The organism is Nocardia asteroides, assembly GCF_900637185.1.
Classification (GTDB): Bacteria; Actinomycetota; Actinomycetes; order Mycobacteriales; family Mycobacteriaceae; genus Nocardia; species Nocardia asteroides.
Window position 1 is genome coordinate 4,007,563 of sequence record NZ_LR134352.1, and the last position, 17,314, is coordinate 4,024,876.

Below are 17,314 nucleotides of genomic sequence, written 5' to 3' on the forward strand. Positions count from 1 at the left end.
GCCGGATCTGTCGCTGACGGACAGGTCTGCCGGTCAACCGGACGGTCGCTGGGGGCGGCGGCGGAGATCGGGAGGTGGGACCATGATCGCGGGCGAGATGACTGTTACCAGCCGCTGGTGGTGGCGGCCGGGGTGGACACCGGGACGATCGTTCTACGAATGGCAGCTGGCGCCGACCCAGCCGATCGCCGACAAACTGGTCGAGATCTTCGCGCCGACCCTGGGCCGGCTGGCCGGGTTCGAGGCGGTCGACGCCGGGCGCTTGCGGATCGGCGTGCAGGGGATCGGGTTCGCCGACGGGGTGAAAGGCGTGCACCTGGCGGCGCTCGTGGTCGGCGCGCGAGACCGGTTGGCCGGGCACGCGCCGTTCCAGCTGAGCTTCGGTGCGCCACGGATCGTGGCCGACGCCGTGCGCCTGCCGGTCACGATCCCCGACGAATTGCTCTCCGTCCGTGCCGATCTCACCGATTCGCTCACCGACATCTGGATCCGGGAGCGGATTCCCGACTTCGGTGAACCGCTGCGGCCCTTCCTGACGCTGGCACACGCCACCCGGCCGACCCCGGTGGCGGAGGCCGAAACCGCTTTCGCCGCCGATGGTTTCACCGACTTCACCCTCGACGACACCGTCTCGGCTGTATCGCTGGTCGAATTGCAGTGCGAGGCGGGGCGATACGACTGGGACGAGGTCAGCACTCACGAGCTGCTGCGGGTGCCCGACCCCGTCGTCGAACCCACGGTCTACGACGATCCGCTGTTCGGCGCACTGCCCCGGCCGCGGGAGACGAGCCGGCTCAGGGGGTGAGCCGCGGCGGCGGGGTGCCGTGCGGGAGGCGCGGTCCCACCGCGACCCGCGCGCCCGCCGTACGGCCGTGGCCCCAGCCGAGTTTCTCCCGGTACCGGCCGATGTGCTCGACCGGCACCGCCGCGGTGGCGGGCAGCGGCGTGGAATCCGGCGCCACGTAGAGGGCGTCGGTGGGGCAGTAGGCCTCGCACATGAAGCACGTCTGGCAGTCGGATTGCCTGGCGATGACCGGGATTCCGCTGTCGGTGCGGTCGAACACATTGGTCGGGCAGGCCAGCACGCACTTGTCGCAGCCGATGCAGTCCTGGGCGCGCAGCAGTTCGATCACGACGCCACCGCCAGCCCGGAGTTCCTGGCCACGGCCGTGCCCGTCCACACCTGGTCGAGGCCGCCCGAGAGCACATGATGATGCTGGGCCGGATCGGCGTCGGGGTGGTCGGCGCGTTTGCTCATGCCCCGGGTTTCGGTGCGCGACAAAGTCGACCGGTACATGAGCCTGCCGACGGCGGTGATCGCCGCGGCCTGCCTGGCCTTGACCCGCTCGGGCCCGGTGCACCCGCCCAGCCCGTCGGCTGCCGCGGCCCACAGCTCGTCGAGGCGGGCCAGCGCGGGACGCAGCCGGTCGCCGTGGCGCAGGTAGTTCTTGTCGAACGGGATCAGCTCGGCCTGCGCGGCGGCCACCACCTCGTCGGCGGTGAGCGCACCGGAACCGGTGGGCCGCAACCCCACCCGGCCCGCGCCGGCCGCCGCGGTGGCCCGCCCGGCGGCGCGTGCGTAGCGCGCGGCGCCTGCGCCCGCCCAGCTGCCCGACGACATCGCCCAGGCGGCATTGTGACTGCCGCCGCCGGTGAAGCCGCCGCAGATGCGTTCCCGCGTCGCCGCGTCGCCCGCGGCGAACAGGCCGGGCACCGTGGTGGCGCACTCGTCGTCGACGATGTCGAGCCCGCCGGTGCCGCGCACGGTCCCCTCCGCGAGCAGGTCGATCTCGAAGCGCTGGGTGAACGGGTCGATGCCGCGGCGGTCGAACTGGAGGAAGAAGTTGGGCTGGCCCAGCCGCATCTGCGCCTGCACCGTCGCGTCGGCCCGGTCGAGCTGCGCGAACACCTTCTCCTGTCGCAGTGTTCGCGCGATCACCGAGCGGCCCTTGGTCGAGCCGGCGTCCTCGAGCACGCGACCGTCCTCGCCGAAGAAGGTGGCGTAGCCGTAGTAGGCGGTCTTGGTGATGGTCGAGCCCTTGGGCACGATGGCGTAGGCGTTGGAGAACTCCATGCCGGAGAACCGCGCGCCCGCCTCGGCGGCCATCAGGGCGCCGTCGCCGGTGTCGACATTCGTGCCGAGTGCCTTGGACAGGAACGCGCAGCCGCCGGTCGCCAGCACGACGGCACCGGCGGTGATCCGGTAGTCGCGGTCCAGCTGACGCTGATAGCCCGCGGCGCCGCGCACGGCACCCGCGTCGTCGACGAGCAGTTCGAGCGCCGGGGAGTGGTCGTGGATCCGCACGCCGATCCGGGTGAGCCAGGCGCGCATCCGGCGCATGTACTCCGGCCCCTGCACTCCGGTCCGCATCGGTTCGCCGGTCGCGGCGTCGACCGGGAAGGGGTAGCGGCCTTCCACGGCGAGCCGGTTCATGTTGGTGTAGGTCTGGTCGAGGACGCGGTCCATCCAGTAGTGGTCGGCCAGGAAGCCGCCGAGTGCTTCCCTGGTGGCCTTGGCGTTGGCGCGGGCGGTCGCCTCGGGCGCGACGTACCAGACGCCGGTGCCCGAGGGCGCGGTGGCGCCGCTGGTTCCGCAGTAGCCCTTGTCGACGAGGATCACCTCCGCGCCCGCTTCCCGCGCGTGGATCGCGGCCCAGGACGCGGCGGGCCCGCCGCCGATGACGAGGACGTCGGTCTCGGTGTGCCAGGGGGTACTCATGGCGGTTGCTCCTGTGTTCGTGCGGCCCGACACGCGGGCGGGAATGGACGCGCGGCTCCGGTGCCCGGCCCGCGAGCCGGGCACCGGAGGCTCGCTCACGCGCCGGTGAACTTCTCGCCCGCCACCGGTGTCGACGGCGCCCCGTCGACACCGACGGGGATGTCACCCTCGAGCGTGGTGCGGTACAGCACCCGGGTGACGTCGAGGTGGTCCAGATCGCTGGGGGCCAGGTGCGCGGTGGCGCGGTTGTCCCAGAACGCGATGCTGCCCTTCGCCCACCGGAACCGGACGGTGTAGGAGGGGTGCGAGATCTCGTCGTAGAGCAGCTTCAGCAGTGCCTCGCTCTGCGGCGGGGTCAAGCCCAGGATGCGGGTGGTGAAGCCCGGGTTGACGAACAGCACCCGCTCACCGGTCACCGGGTGCACCCGCACCACCGGGTGCTCGGTGACCAGCGGCGCCGCCGCGACCTTGCGGGCGTAGTCGCTGTCGGCCTCCCACGGCGGGATCCGGCCGCCGAAGCGGTGCTCGGCGCGCAGGCCGTCGAGGAAGGTGCGCAGCGACTCCGGCAGCCCGGCATAGGCGGCGGCCAGATTGGTCCACTGGGTGTCGCCGCCGCGCTCGGGCGCGATCTCGGCTCGCAGGATGGAGGCGGCGGGCGGGTTGATCAGTGGCGACACGTCGGTGTGCCACTGATTGGTGTAGCTGAACTTCTTGCGGCCGAAGCGCTTCTCGTAGAGCCTGCTGTCCACGGCCAGGATCTCCGGGTGCTCGGTGGGCGCGTCGTCGTCGTAGGGATGCGACGGGGTGACCGCGCCGAAGCGGCGGGAGAAGGCGATCTGCTCGGCGTGGCCGATCTCCTGATCGCGGAAGAACAGCACCTTGTGCCGGTGCAGGGCGTCGGTGATCTCGGCGACCTGGGCGTCGGTGAGTTCGGTGCGCAGGTCGACGCCGGTGACCTCGGCGCCGATGTGCCCCGCGACCGGGACGATGTCCAGTGCGGTCGCGGTACGGGGGTTTTCGATGGTGGTCATGATGGTGGTCCTTCGTGACGGCCGGGCGTGGGGGAGGTGTCGTGCCGGTCCGGACAGGAACTGCTCACCACCCGCATCAGGGCGATGTCGAGCCTGCGGGCGAACATCAGGCGCTGGCTCGCGAATCCTGCGGTGCGAACTGGCTTTCCACCGGGTCGAGGCCGTAATGGCCACGCAGTGTGGTGGATTCGTAGTCGGTGCGGAACAGGCCACGCTCCTGCAGGATCGGCACCACCCGGTCGACGAAGACCTCGAGCCCGCCCGGCAGGTACGGCGGCATGATGTTGAACCCGTCGGCCGCGCCCGCCTCGAACCAGGTCTGCAGCTCGTCGGCCACCTGCTCGGGAGTACCGGCGAAGGTGCGGTGACCACGGCCGCCGCCGAGCTTGCCGATGAGCTGGCGCACCGTGAGGTCCTCGGTCTCGGCCAGTTCCTTGACCAGCGTGAACCGGCTCTTGCCGCCCTCGATCTCGCTCTCGGCGGGCAGCGGCGGCAGCGGGGCGTCGAGCGCGTGCGCGGTGAGGTCGACACCGAGCATGGACGAGAGCTGACGCAGCGCGTAATCCGGGGAGATCAGGTCGGTGAACTCCTGCTCCAGCGCCCTGGCCTGCTCGGCGGTGTCGGCGATGAACGGCACCAGCCCGGGCAGCACCTTCAGTTCGTGTTCGCCACGACCGTATTTCGCCAGCCGGGACTTGAGGTCACGGGCGAAGCGCACCCCTTCCTCGACGGTGCGCTGCGCGGTGAACACGGCCTCGGCGCGCTGCGCGGCGAATTCCTTGCCCGACTCCGACGAACCGGCCTGCACCAGCAGCGGCCTGCCCTGCGGCCCGCGCGGGGAGTTCAGCGGACCCCGTACCCGGAACCGCTCACCGGCGTAGTCGAGGGTGTGCACCCGGGACGGATCGGCGAAGACCCCGGCCTCGGTGTCGAGCACGATCGCCTCGGACTCCCAGCTGTCCCACAGGGCGAGCGCCACGTCCACGAATTCCGCGGCGCGCTCGTAGCGCCGGGCATGCTCGGGGATCGCGTCGAGGCCGAAGTTGCAGGCCTCGTCGACGGTGCCGGAGGTGACGATGTTCCAGCCCGCCCTGCCCCCGCTGATGTGGTCGAGCGAGGCGAACTTGCGGGCGAGGTTGAACGGCTCGTTGTAGCTGGTCGAGGCGGTGGCGATCAGGCCGATCCGCTCGGTGACGGCCGCGATCGCCGACAGCAGGGTCACCGGTTCGAACACCGCCAGGGTGTTGCGTTCGATGCGCGGGCCCACGGCGAGGGTGTCGGCGAAGAACACCGAGTCCAGCTTGCCCCGTTCGGCGATGCGGGCCACCTCCTGGAAGTGGCGCACATCGAGCACCCGGTGCGCGTCGGTGCGCGGGTGACGCCAGGCCGCCTCGTGGTGACCGACGCCCATCAGGAAGGCGTTGAGATGAAAAGTCCTGCGGGACATGGATGGATCTCCTGGTCAGGCGTCGGTGGCCGAGGTACGCCACCGGGACAGGCGGCGCTCCAGCGCGACGAGGGCGAAGTTGAAACCGAGGCCGATCAGCGAGATCGCCACGATGCCCGCGTACATCTGCGGGATCTGGAAGTTCTGCTGGGCCGCGGTGATCAGGTAGCCGAGACCGGCCCTGGCACCGACCATCTCCGCGGCGATCAGCACCAGGATCGAGCCGGCCGCGGCCATCCGGATCCCGGTGAAGATCGAGGGCACCGCCGCGGGCAAGATGACCTTCTGGAACAGCCGGATCGGGGAGAACCCCAGCGAGATCGCGGATTTCACCAGCAGCGGGTCGACGGTGCGGACGCCGGTGATGGTGTTGAGCAGGATCGGGAAGAAGGTCGCGTAGCCGATCAGCGCGATCTTCGAGGTCTCGCCGATGCCGAGGATCAGCACGAACACCGGAAGCAACGCCAGGGCGGCGGTGTTGCGGAACAGCTCGAGCACCGGATTGAGGAAGTCCGATACCGGCTTGTACCAGGCGATGGCGATGCCCAGCGGCACCGCCAGCACCAGCGCGAAGGAGAAACCGGTGACCGAGCGGGTGAGACTGGCCGAGATGTGTTCGCCCAGTTGACCGTTGGCGGTGAGCTCGGCGAAGGCCTGCACCACCACCGAGAACGGTGGCAGGAACACCTCGTCGACGAGACCGAGCCGTGGTGCCACCTCCCAGGCGCCCAGCAGCAGCGCGAAGGCGAGCAGCGGTTTGATGATCCGGATCGTGGCGGCCCCCGTCGCCCGCGCGGCCCGGGTGAGGCCGGCGGGGATCGCGGGCCGTGGCGGCGCGGCGGTGTCGGGCGGTGCCGCCGGTGTCGCGGCGAGCTCGGTGGGGCGGACCAGCAGGGGGACTGCGCTAGACATGGGCGGGACTCCTGTCGGTGGCGGCGGTGCTGTCGTCGGTGGCGAGCTCGAGCTGCTGAGCCCGGCTCACCTCGCTCTGCAGTTCGGTCCAGATACGGTGGCGGTAGTCGCGGAACTGCTCGCTGGAACGCACATCGGTGTCGCCGTCGCGGTCGATCTCGATATCGATGACGGCCTTGACCCGGCCCGGGCGCGAGGTGAGCACCGCGACCCGCTGGCCCAGGTACACCGCCTCGTCGATGCCGTGGGTGATGAACAGGATGGTCTTGCCCGTGGTGCGCCAGATGCGCAGCAGTTCGTCCTGTAGCGACTCCCTGGTCTGGGCGTCGAGCGCGGCGAACGGCTCGTCCATCAGCAGCACCTCCGGATCGAAGGCCAGGCTGCGGGCGATGGCGACGCGCTGCTTCATGCCGCCGGACAGTTCGTGCGGGTACCGGTCGCCGAAGCCGGCCAGCCCCACCAGTTCGAGATAGTGATCGGCGATGGCCTTGCGTTCCCTGCGCGGCACACCCTTGGCTTCGAGCCCGAACTGGATGTTGGCGCGGGCGGTGCGCCACGGCAGCAGCGCGTACTGCTGGAACACCACGCCGCGGTCCAGGCCCGGCCCGGTGACGGGCGCGCCGTCGAGCAGGATCTGCCCCGAGCTGGGCGTACTCAGGCCGCCGAGCAGGTCGAGCAGCGTGGACTTGCCCGAACCGCTGGGGCCGACCAGGACCAGGAATTCCCCGGCGCCGACCTCGATGCTGATGTCGTCGATGGCGGTGAACTTCTCGGCGGCGCCCCGCACCGTGAACTGTTTACCGACCCCACGCAGGGCGAGTTTGGTTGCGGTGTCGCTCATTTCGCCGCCACGACCTCTCCGGTCGGGCCGCTCGCGGGCGGGTAGGTGCCGTTGGCGTAGGGGTTGTCCTTGTTGGTGAACAGGTCACCGGCCGCGATCTTGCCCTTGGGCAGCTCGCCGTTGCGTTCGAGCCAGTCGATCCAGATCTGGATCTCCCGGTCGGCGATCACCGCGCCCGGCACCGGAATGCCGGAGCTGCGCCAGTAGTCGAGCAGCTTCAGGTTCTCGTTCCGGCCGCGCTGGTTGATGATCTGGGCGAATTTCGCGACCACCTCCTCGCGCGGGGTGATCTGCAGCCACCGGGTGGCACGCGCGGTGCCCTGCACGAAATCCTTGACCGCCGCGGGATTCGAGGCGATGAAGTCCTTCCGGAAGACATAGGTGCCGTAATCGAATTCACCGAAGATGTCCTTGTCGGTGAACAGCGGACGCAGCCCACCGCGCGGCACCGCCGTCTCGCGATACACACCGCCCAGTGCGCCCACATCGATCTGGCCGCTGCGCAACGCCTCCTCGGTATTCACCGGCGGCACCACGATCAGCTGGACCTGCTTGATCTCCGCCTCGGTCAGGCCCTGCTGGTGCAGCCATTCCCTGGTGACGAATTCGTGGTGCGCGCCCAGGGTGTTGACGCCCACTTTCTTGCCGATCAGGTCGCGGGCGGTGGTGATCCCGGCATCCTCACGGATGAAATAGCCGGTGTAGGACTTGGCGTCGGAGCCGTAGGAGCTCAGCACCGCCTGCACCGGCGCGCCGCCCGCCGCCAGTTTGACGACCGCGCCGTTGAACGCGCTGCCGAATTCGATCTGCTTGGTGGCCGCGGCCTGGATATTGGCGGGCCCGCTGGTGGTATCGCCTTCCCAGCGCAGGCTGACCTTCTCGAAATAGCCCAGGTTCTCGGCGAGTTCGACGGTGGTGACCAGGCCGGTCTGGCCCTGATAGCGCAGCACGGTCTTGCCGTCGGCGGTGGTGGGCGCCTCGCCGGCGCCGCAGGCGGTGACCACCGCGAGGGCGGCGGGAACGACGAGCGCGGCGGCGAACGCCCGCAGCGGACGTCGTCGGAAGAGGGTGGACAACATGATTCGGAATTCTTTCGACGGCACGCGGCAGCACGCGGCGGGCCGGGAATGGCGCACGCCGCGACGATCCGCGCGAACGGATGACCGGGAAATACGAGAAGGGGAATCGGCAGCGCGCGAGGCTGCCGCGCGGTCAGCGGCGACAGAATCCGGGCGACAGGCGCATCAGGTCCACCGTACGGCGGCGGACGAGCGCGGGGGATTCTTTCATGAGCAGACTTTCGTTACCTGTGCGGCGGAGTGGGGGCCGCATCGAATTCCATAGTGCGCCGGGGGATATCGGCTCGGCAACGGTGATTCCGCATCGTGGAAATCATGGTGCGCCGAATTCGGTACCAGCGGCGGCGGTGTGGAAATAGGGGCCGATCCGCACCGCGATCTGATGCATCGCGGACACCACGGCCCGGACCAGTTCGCGATCCAGCCGGATCGCGCGGGCCTGGACGCCGAGCGCGCCCCAGACCTGCCGGTCCGGGCCGAGCACCGGGACGGCGACCGCCCGGATCGGTTCCTCGCTGTCGATCTCCTCGACCGCGAATCCGCGCCTGCGGATCGTGTCGAACAGTTCCCCGTTGCCGAGTTCGGCCCTGGCCGGAGCGTGCGCGAGCAGCGCGTGGCCGACGGCGCTGGACCGCAAGGGCCTGCGCTCGGAGGGAATCTGGTTGTGGCAGAACGATACCGGTGGCCGCGCCTGGAAGACGGTGAGCGCGTCGTCCGCATCGGCCACGCTGAGACTGACCGTGATCTTGATACCGGCGGCCAGCGCGTACAGGTGCGGGGCGGCGGCGTCGAGGCCGAGGCGCGAGAGCGCGGGGCGCGCCAGGCAGGCCAGTCCGTGCCCGATCCGGTAGCGATCGGTGCTCGCGTCCTGCTCCAGCAGCCTGCCCCGGACCAGGGCCTGCGCGAGCCGGAACGTGGTGCTCACCGGCAGACCGGAACGCTGAGCCAGCTCGCTCAGCGACAACTCGGGATCACCGCCGTGGAAGCAGTTGAGCACGTGCACCGCGCGATCGACAGCTTGGGCACCGGATCGCGGGGCTTCGGTGGCGGTCATGGCGGCCTCCCTCTCGACGACGTGCCGAGAACTATCGCCAACGCCGTGACCAGGCGCAATGCTTCCGCGCAGCGGTAGCGGAATTCGGGCCGCTCAGGCGCGCTCGGCCGCGGACGCGGGATCGGACGGCCCGGAGAGGCGGATCACGCCCGCGTCGAGGTCCACGTCCAGGCGCGGGCGGTGGTCCTGGCCGTCGCCGGTCTCGCTGCCGTCGTGCCGCAGCTTCTGGCTCGGAAACAGCTCGCCCATGATGCCCACGGCTCCACGATAGTCATCGGGACGGGCCGTGGGCGGCCGGTCACCAGAACCGCGGGCTCAGGCCCCAGTCGGCGAACTCGGCGGCGAGCAGTTCCTGCAGGGCGGTCCGGGTGGGGAACCGGTCGGGATCACCGCCGGTGACCACCAGGGTGACGGTGTCGTCGTCGCAGGAGAACGCCAGGTTCACACCCACCTCCACCTGCCGGAACAACTCCACCGGCCCGGGATTGACCACCGGGCGCATCACCACGTCGCGGGCTCGGTGGGTGCCGAGCACCGCGATGTTCTGGGCGGTGCGACCCATATTGGTGCACAGGCACTCCGGTGCCTTGGCGGTGCGGGCGAATTTGTGCAGGACCACCTTGGGCAGCAGCATCTGTACCGGCTGCAGATGCTGGATCGGCGGAATGGTCTCAGGGTTGGCGTAGGCGATACCCGCGGCCTTGAGGGCGGCGCGGACCGCGGGCAGATCCGCCCTGGACCCGGCCCGGTAGGTGACGCTGATCGGCAGGCCGGTGGTGGCGTTGGCGCGCGGATCGTCGGCCACCCGCATCGAATGCGGGATGTCCACGCGCACGTCGGCGCCGTCGGCCACCCGGCCGCTGCGGCCCAGCAGTCCCACCGCGACACCGATGAGCAGGCCGTTGGTGGTGCCGCCGTGGGCGCCGGCGACGGCGTCCCATTCGGCCAGGTCGAGCTGGACGATCGTCTCGGCGGCCTGCCAGGTCTGCGCGTGCGGCAGCCGTGGTTGCGCCGGACGGGGATTGCGAGTCGGTTCGCTGAGGCCACGGGCGCGGCGGGCGGCGCGGACGCCGCGCGCCACCGCCCGCAGCTGGCCACGGGCGTCGGCGAAGTCGGCGGCGAGGCGGCCGGTGGTGGCCACCGGACCGACGAGTTTGCCCGCGCTGGCGGCCCGGTCGGGCGCCTCACCCCGGTTGAGCCGGTCCAGCGAGTCGACGATGGCGTGCATCATGCCGCCGCCGTCACAGGCCACGTGCGAGGCGACCAGGGTGACCACCGTGCCGCCGGAACGGGTGTGCGCGCCGGCGAGCTGCCACACCAGCCCGCGTTCGGGATCGAACTCCACCGCGGCCTGCTCCAGGAACCAGTCCAGCACCTCGTCGTCGGCCAGCGGCGTGGGCGACCAGATCAGCGGCAGCGACTCGGTGGCAGGCTCCCAGTGCGCCCGCGCGATCGGGAACCGGGTGGTGCGGACCCGGCGGGCGATGAATCCCGTCGCCAGATGCGCGTGCCAGCGGCGCAGCAGATCGGGATCGAGCTGCTCGTCGAAGCGGTAGGCGAGCTGGTTGACGAGTGCGTTCGGGTACAGGCTGTGCAGTTTGAAGAACAGGTCGTCGTCGGCGGTGATCCGGTTGAGGCCGGCCGGTCCGGCGGCGACGGCCGCGAGGTCGGGAGAGGTGACGGTCATCGGGAACTCCTCATCGGGAACGGAGAGTGCGCACGGTCAGCGGCGCGAAGACGGCGACGACGGCCACCGAGGCCACCAGCGACCAGCACGCGTCGGACCCGACGGTGCCCGCGGCGGCCAGCTCGCGCACGGCCGAGACCAGGTACGACACCGGGTTGAGGTCGGAGACGTGCTGCATCCAGGTGGGCATGGACTCCTCGGGCACCAGCGCGTTGGAGGCGAAGCCGAGGAAGGTGAGCACCAGCATGCACATGCCCTGCACGGCGGCGGGCCGGGCGACGGTCGCGCCGATGAAGGCGAACAGCCAGCTGATCGCGGTCGTGGCGAAGACGACGAGGACGGCGCCGACCAGGAAGCCCGCGGTGTGCTCGGGGCGGTACCCCATGCAGAATCCGACGATCACCACCGTGGTCGCGGCGATGAGATAGCGCACGGTGCCCGCCAGCAATGCTCCGGCAACCGGCGCGGAGCGGGCGATCGGCATGGCGACGAAGCGATCGAAGACGCCCGAATGGATGTCCTCGGACAGCTGCACGCCGGTGGCGACCGAGGAGGTGAGCACGATCTGCACCAGCACGCCGGGAATCATGATCGGCAGATACGCCTCCATGCTGCCCGCGATGGCGGTGCCGAAGATGCTGCCGAACAGCACCGGTCCCACGATGGGCAGCAGCAGGGCGTCGTAGAGCAGCTGGGGGCTGTGCCGGAAGGTGAGCAGCCCGCGCCAGGCCATCATCAGCGCGTGCCGCACGGCGGCGAGCGCGCCGACCCGGGTGACCCGCGGCGCGCGCACGACCTGCGCCGGCGCCGCGGTGGTCTCGGTGGTGAGCGTCATGGCGGTTGTCGACCTTTCGCGAAGTGCGGTCATGCGGCGTCGGCGGTGTCGGTGCTGCGCGCGTGGCCGGTCAGCGACAGGAACACCTCGTTGAGGTCGGGCCGGTCGACGGCGAAGCCGCGCAGGCCGATCCCGGCGGCCCGGCAGGCGGCGACGATGTCGGCGCCGCGCGCGACGTCGGGCAGCGCGACGGTGAGCGTGCCGGACGACGAGCCCTCGGGGACGTCACCGGTGAGCTCCTGGATCAGCGTCTCGGCGCGGCGCAGGTCGGCGGTGTCGGGGATGTCCAGGCGCAGCACCTGTTCGCCGATGGAGGCCTTCAGCTCGGCGGCGGTGCCCTCGGCGACCAGGGTGCCGCGGTCGATCACCGCGATCCGGTCGGCGAGCGCGTCGGCCTCCTCGAGGTACTGGGTGGTGAGCAGCACGGTCGCGCCGCGCTCGACCAGGCCGCGCACGATGCCCCACATGCGGTCGCGGGTGTGCGGGTCCAGCCCGGTGGTCGGCTCGTCGAGGAAGATCAGCGGCGGCACCGTGATCAGCGTGGCCGCCAGATCCAGGCGCCTGCGCATGCCGCCGGAGAACGCGGACACGCTGCGCCGCGCGACGGCGGTGAGCTCGAATTCGGCGAGCAGCTCGTCGCTGCGGGCGGCCGCCGCACGCCGCGACAGGCCGAGCAGGCGGCCGAACAGGCGCAGATTCTCCGCGGCGGTGAGGGTTTCGTCGACGGAGGCGTACTGCCCGGTGAGCCCGATCATCGAGCGCACCGCCGTGGCGTCGCGCACCACGTCGTAGCCGAACACCTCGGCGCTGCCGCGATCGGGCCGCAGCAGGGTGGCCAGCATGCGCACCGTGGTGGTCTTGCCCGCGCCGTTGGGGCCCAGCATCGCGAAGACCGAGCCGGCCGGGATGCTCAGATCGATACTGCCGACGGCGGTGAAATCGCCGTAGGACTTGCCGAGCCCGCTGGTGCGGACGGCGATGTCGGTACTCACTGCGGCCTCCCGGCATGGTCGAGTTCGGCGGTCGGGAACGACAGGGGGACAAGGGCTTCCACCTCGTCGGCGGCCAGTGCGACACCGGCGCCGGGGAAGCGGGCCGCGTAGGCGGCCGCGCGCGCCACCACATTCGGGTCGGCGACCCGGTCCAGCAGGACGCTGAGCCGGTCGGCGTCGAGGTCGGCCGCGCGCAGGGTGCCCGCCAGGCCGAGCCGGTCCAGGGCGCGGCCCCAGTAGGGCTGGTCGGCCTGGACCGCGCAGATCACCTGCGGCACACCGGCGCGCAGCGCGGCCGCGGTGGTCCCGGCGCCGCCGTGGTGGACCGCGGCGACGCAGCGTGGGAACACCGTGGCGTGGTCGACCTGGTCGACGATCGCGACCTGGTCCGACAGCTCCGGTTCGATGCCTGCCCAGCCCGCGGCCAGCAGCAGCCGCCTGCCGCGCCGACCGCAGGCGGTGCGCAGCATGCGCACCAGCTCGGCCGGATCGTCGACGGCCATCGACCCGAACCCCACATAGATCGGCGCTGCGCCCGCGTCCAGCCACGCCGTCAGCGCGGGATCGGCTGGGCCGCCCAGGAATCCGGCGGTGTCGACGGCGAAGCCGGTGACCGGGTGCCGGGCGGGCAGTTCCGCCGCGAGGCCGGGGAACAGCTCGATGTCGTAGGCCTGGATCGACACCCGGTTCGGCAGCGGGTGTTCCACGATCCCGAACTCGGCCAGCGGTTCGGCCAGGGCGGCGTCGCGCGCCCAGCGCAGACCCGACCAGATCCGCCGGTTGAGCGCACCGGGGATCCGCGCGCCCCACGCGGTGGGCAGCACGGGGACGGACCGGTTCGGATGGATGGGGAAGAAATGCACCGCGGCCAGCGGCAGACCGACCCGCCGGGCGGCCTTCTCGGCCGCCTCCTCGCCCGCCATCCCGGTCACCAGCACGTCGTGACCGGGTGCCAGCGCGAGCAGATCGCGCACCGCCTCGGCCACCCCGCGTCGCTGCAGATCCAGCACGGCGTGCCAGCGCTGCCGGGGGCTCAGGCTGCGGAAGCGCCGGTCGGCGTGCTGGGTGCGCAGCAACTCGGCGCTGTCGCGGCCGAAGGCGACGGCGGGGACGCCGTGCGCGGTGGCGAATCCGACCAGATTGGGGGACAGGGCGAGCGTCACCGAGTGCCCGCGAGCCAGCAGCTCGCGGGCCAGCAGGATGCCCGGTTGGGCATCCCCGCGGCTCCCGGTGAAGGCCAGCAGTGCGCGCATGCTCAGCCCGCGCTCAGCGCTGCCGAGGCGGTGTCGGCGACCGGGGCGTCCGCGACCGGAGCCGCGATGGTGGTGACCGCGTAGATGGCCCTGGCGAATTCGGTGAGGAAGCGATCCATCACCTCGGCGGGCAGCCCGGCCGGGTACCGGGTGGACACATACAGTCCCTCGGGCCCGCGCACGCACCAGAAGTACACCTCGTCGGTGGAGTACGACACCGCGCGCAGGGTGCGTCCGCGCAGGTCGGCGACCAGTTCGTAGTCCGGCAGCATCCGGATGTCGAGGAACGAGGCGCCGAAGGTGGGACCTTCGAGCGCGCCCGCCATGGCCAGCGACCGGCCCCAGGAGGCGTCGTTGCAGACGTGGGCGCGCTTGAGCGCGAGCCGGGTGATGTCGAGCGCGGCGGCCATGTCGGCGCCCGCGGGCAGGGTGATGTCGACCGGGACGACGTTGACGAACCAGCCCATCGACTCGAGCCAGGTCAGGTCGGGCCGGGTCGCGATCGGCATGATCGTGCGGAACCGGTCCTCGCCGAACACCTCTCGCGAGGCCGCGGCCAGGGCGGCGAAGACGGTGACCGAGAGGCGGTGCTTGATCCGGTCCAGCGCGGCCTCGACCTCCTCGAGCTGGTCGAGGGTGAGCAGGGTGCGCGAGACGCTGGGCTGGGCGTGCTCGCCGTCGAGGTCGGCCACCAGGCCCTCGGCGAATCGCGGCATGGGCGAACCGGGTTCGCCGACGAACTCGCGCCACACCGCGACGGCGGGGGAGTCGGGGGTGAGTTCCTCGGCGGCGGCCCGCTCGATGGCGGCGTAGTCGGCGGCGCTGCCGAAAGTGGCCGAGTCGCGGATCTCCCCGCCGGTGCGGACCGCGGTGTAGAGGGTGCGCAGTTCGAGGATCAGCACAGCCTGGGAGTAGGCGTCGAGCACGGAGTGGTCGGCGGCCACCAGCACGGTGAAGTCGTCGGTGTCGTGGGCGACGGTGGCGACGAGCAGGTGCGGCCACACGAGCGCCGAGAGCCGCTCTTCGAGTGTGTCGCAGAGGAATTCGTTGATCCGGTCACCGTCGGTGAGACCGGGGACCTCGCTCGCGGTGACCCGGACGGTGCCGGGGGCGGTGCTCTTGCGGTGGTAGTCGCCGTCGCCGGTCGGAGCGACGGTGGTGCGGAAGCCCTCGTGCCGGTCGTGCCACAGCTCGAGGGTCCTGGCCCAGTCCTGCGGGTGCAGGGGCGCGTCCATCTCGAAGACGGTGCCGATCCAGCGGCCGCGGCCGGGGCGGGGATCCTCCGGATCGAGAAATCCGAGGTACTGGGAGTGGACGCTGGCGAGGGGGCGTTCGTCGTCGTACCACGCGTCGGCGGCGAGTTCGGGGGTCCACAGGGACAGTGCGCCGGAACGGATCTGGAATTCGGAGAGATGCGTGTATTCCATGCGGAGATCACCTAAAGGCAGAAGGCACGCCGAAATCGGCAGCGAACGGGGAAGTTCGGTGAACGCGGGCGCGTCACCGGGTGTTGCTCTGGATCCCGCACCGGATGTAGCTGGCGAACCCTGGGCTATCCCGAGTCTATAACTCTGAGAGTTTTCTGAAAGACACCTTCTTCACATCTGGCTTATGTGAAGAAGCTCACTTTCAAATGTCTCGGAACCACAGCGTAACCCGGTGCCCCTGAAGTAAGGGGCTTTCCGTTCAGAAATCTTCGCCGGATTCCTCGGACGCGCGTTGACCTGCGGTTATCGCGCCGCGAGCGGCTCGTACTCGGGCAGGACGGTGCCGTGCCTGACCCGGCCGGACAGTCCTGGCAGCTCCGCAGGCGGCGTCCAGGTGCGGAATCCGTCGGTGCTGTCGCTGTAGAGATAGCGACCTTCGGTATAAGCGTCGAGATAGATCCGGTGCCCGCCGCCGGGCAGCGGAACCACCGACTGACCCTCGCGCGGTCCACCCCAGCCCGCCCAGTCGCCGGTGGCCAGGAATCGGTACGGACCCAGCGGGTGGTCGGCGACGGCGAGCTCGATCAGTTTGGTGTCCTCGTTCTTGACGAAGGCGTACACCCGGCCGTCCCGCCGGACCAGGGTGGTGTCGATCTGGCCGAGCGACCCCGGCGCCGCCGGGCCGAGCCCGAGCAGCGGAACCGGAGGCGACCACAGCGACAGGCTCTCGTCGAGTGGGATCAATAGATGCGGGGCGAAGCCGTATCCGCCGGTGAGCGAGACGACGATACCCACCCGGCCCGCGGCATCGGTGTACCACTCGGGCGCCCACGCGCCGTCCAGCCTGCCCGGCACCAGCATCGGCACCGGCGCCATCGGGGTCCAGGTGATCCGGTCGGTGCTGCGAGCCAGGCCGATCGCCCTGGCGTCCCCGGCGATCGTGTAGGTGAGGTAGTAGCGGCCGTCGGTGTGCCGCAGGACGCTGGGATCGCGCACCAGGCCGGTCGGCGGCGTGTACGCGTCCTCGTTCACGACGGAGAAGGTGGTGCCGTCGAAAGATTCGTAGACCGCCAGGGTGGTGTCGCTGTCGGCGCGGAACGCCGTCATCGTGTAGCGCACGGGAACCCGGCCCGGGTCCACGCCTACGCCGAGGGCCGGGCGGGCGCGCGCGGGGCCCGCTGCCAGCAGCGGGAGCCCGGCCAGCAGGGCCAGCGCGGATCTGCGACCCACCGTCATCGCCATGACCGGGAATTATCCGGCGCGCGGCGGGCCGGATCGGGCAGGCGCGCCGTGCGTCAGCCGCGGGCGGGCGCCGGTTCCGGTTCGGCGGCGGGCGCGGTGTCGCGCACCGGCAGTTTGGCGTCCACGGCGAGCCCGAGCAGACCCAGCGACAGGCACACCGCCGAGACCGTCACCGCCACCGGGTTGGTGTGGCCCGCGAGCGACCCGGCCAGGATCACCGTCGAGATGGTGCCCGGCGCCGAGCCGAGCACGGTTGCGGCCAGGTAGGGCAGCACCCGCACCGACGACAGGCCACAGCAGTAGTTGACGATCGAGAACGGCGCCATCGGGATCATCCGCAGCGCGGCCACCGCCAGCCAGCCCCGCTGGGCCAGCCGGGCATCGATCGCGCGGACCGCCGGATGGTTCAGGTGCTCGGCCACGCGCTCGCGCCCCACCGCCCGCACCGCGAGCAGGGCCAGCGTCGCGCTGACCCCCGTCGCCCCGAGCGCGATGACCGAACCGAGCACCGGACCGAACAGCACCCCGCTGGTCACCGTCAGCACGGTGCGCGGCACCGGCGCCACGGCGACGAGCGCGTAGAACAGGAAGAACAGCACCGGCAGCAGCGGCCCGGCGCCACCGGCCCAATCCCGGATCTGCTGCGGGCCGGGCAGCGGCACCATCGTCGCCACCACGAACAGCGCGGCGATCCCCGCCAGAGCCAGGAGCAGGCGCGGGGAACGGATCAGTCGGGACACCCGGGTAAGCGTACCGGCCGGTAGGGGATGGCCCGGGCGAGTGGACAGGGTGTCA

General features: G+C 71.0%; 17 protein-coding genes. 1 reads left to right on the plus strand and 16 read right to left on the minus strand.

The window, feature by feature from the left end; all coding sequences use genetic code 11:
* Positions 1-97 precede the first annotated feature (97 nt).
* Positions 98-805 (plus strand): 2'-5' RNA ligase family protein, encoded by a 708-nt coding sequence (locus EL493_RS18790; RefSeq protein ID WP_126405773.1) that lies wholly within the window; start codon positions 98-100, stop codon positions 803-805.
* Here the strand turns inward: EL493_RS18790 and EL493_RS18795 are convergent.
* From EL493_RS18795 to EL493_RS18865, 16 genes are all read right to left on the minus strand, one after another.
* A complete protein-coding gene (locus EL493_RS18795; RefSeq protein WP_022566952.1) occupies positions 795-1,133 on the minus strand; it encodes a 4Fe-4S dicluster domain-containing protein in 339 nt (112 codons plus the stop codon). The two genes, EL493_RS18790 and EL493_RS18795, sit on opposite strands and share 11 nt — an antisense overlap.
* Positions 1,130-2,719, minus strand: coding sequence for an FAD-dependent oxidoreductase (locus EL493_RS18800; protein ID WP_019046856.1), 1,590 nt, complete (start codon positions 2,717-2,719; stop codon positions 1,130-1,132). The genes EL493_RS18795 and EL493_RS18800 overlap by 4 nt, the downstream gene beginning before the upstream one ends.
* 95 nt (positions 2,720-2,814) lie before the next feature.
* The gene (locus EL493_RS18805; protein WP_019046857.1) at positions 2,815-3,750 is read right to left on the minus strand and encodes a TauD/TfdA dioxygenase family protein; all 936 of its coding nucleotides are present in this window, start codon (positions 3,748-3,750) and stop codon (positions 2,815-2,817) included.
* 106 nt (positions 3,751-3,856) lie between these two features.
* Positions 3,857-5,197 (minus strand): LLM class flavin-dependent oxidoreductase, encoded by a 1,341-nt coding sequence (locus EL493_RS18810; RefSeq protein WP_019046858.1) that lies wholly within the window; start codon positions 5,195-5,197, stop codon positions 3,857-3,859.
* 15 nt (positions 5,198-5,212) lie between these two features.
* The gene (locus tag EL493_RS18815; RefSeq protein WP_019046859.1) at positions 5,213-6,109 is read right to left on the minus strand and encodes an ABC transporter permease; all 897 of its coding nucleotides are present in this window, start codon (positions 6,107-6,109) and stop codon (positions 5,213-5,215) included.
* Positions 6,102-6,950: an ABC transporter ATP-binding protein gene (locus EL493_RS18820; protein ID WP_019046860.1), complete on the minus strand. Its 849-nt coding sequence runs from the start codon at positions 6,948-6,950 to the stop codon at positions 6,102-6,104. Before EL493_RS18820 ends, EL493_RS18815 begins: the two co-directional genes overlap by 8 nt.
* Positions 6,947-8,029, minus strand: a complete 1,083-nt coding sequence (locus EL493_RS18825) for an ABC transporter substrate-binding protein (RefSeq protein WP_019046861.1) — start codon at positions 8,027-8,029, stop codon at positions 6,947-6,949. The genes EL493_RS18820 and EL493_RS18825 overlap by 4 nt, the downstream gene beginning before the upstream one ends.
* A 313-nt stretch (positions 8,030-8,342) precedes the next feature.
* A complete protein-coding gene (locus EL493_RS18830; protein ID WP_019046862.1) occupies positions 8,343-9,083 on the minus strand; it encodes an IclR family transcriptional regulator in 741 nt (246 codons plus the stop codon).
* Between the two features lie 93 nt (positions 9,084-9,176).
* The gene (locus EL493_RS32420) at positions 9,177-9,332 is read right to left on the minus strand and encodes a hypothetical protein (RefSeq protein ID WP_167686201.1); all 156 of its coding nucleotides are present in this window, start codon (positions 9,330-9,332) and stop codon (positions 9,177-9,179) included.
* 49 nt (positions 9,333-9,381) lie between these two features.
* Positions 9,382-10,770 carry a hypothetical protein gene (locus tag EL493_RS18835; RefSeq protein WP_019046864.1) on the minus strand — a complete coding sequence of 463 codons (1,389 nt, stop codon included), beginning with the start codon at positions 10,768-10,770 and terminating at the stop codon, positions 9,382-9,384.
* A gap of 10 nt (positions 10,771-10,780) precedes the next feature.
* A complete protein-coding gene (locus EL493_RS18840) occupies positions 10,781-11,605 on the minus strand; it encodes an ABC transporter permease (RefSeq protein WP_019046865.1) in 825 nt (274 codons plus the stop codon).
* A 29-nt stretch (positions 11,606-11,634) separates the two neighbouring features.
* Positions 11,635-12,597: a daunorubicin resistance protein DrrA family ABC transporter ATP-binding protein gene (locus EL493_RS18845; RefSeq protein ID WP_019046866.1), complete on the minus strand. Its 963-nt coding sequence runs from the start codon at positions 12,595-12,597 to the stop codon at positions 11,635-11,637.
* Entirely contained in the window at positions 12,594-13,850 is a 1,257-nt protein-coding gene (locus tag EL493_RS18850) for a glycosyltransferase (protein WP_019046867.1), read from the minus strand. The genes EL493_RS18845 and EL493_RS18850 overlap by 4 nt, the downstream gene beginning before the upstream one ends.
* Positions 13,851-13,852: 2 nt before the next feature.
* Positions 13,853-15,277 carry a condensation domain-containing protein gene (locus EL493_RS18855; RefSeq protein ID WP_019046868.1) on the minus strand — a complete coding sequence of 475 codons (1,425 nt, stop codon included), beginning with the start codon at positions 15,275-15,277 and terminating at the stop codon, positions 13,853-13,855.
* 303 nt (positions 15,278-15,580) lie between these two features.
* On the minus strand, positions 15,581-16,519 hold the full coding sequence (locus EL493_RS18860) for a glycoside hydrolase family 43 protein (protein ID WP_019046869.1): 939 nt from the start codon (positions 16,517-16,519) through the stop codon (positions 15,581-15,583).
* 53 nt (positions 16,520-16,572) lie between these two features.
* Positions 16,573-17,259, minus strand: a complete 687-nt coding sequence (locus EL493_RS18865; RefSeq protein ID WP_019046870.1) for a TVP38/TMEM64 family protein — start codon at positions 17,257-17,259, stop codon at positions 16,573-16,575.
* Positions 17,260-17,314 lie beyond the last annotated feature (55 nt).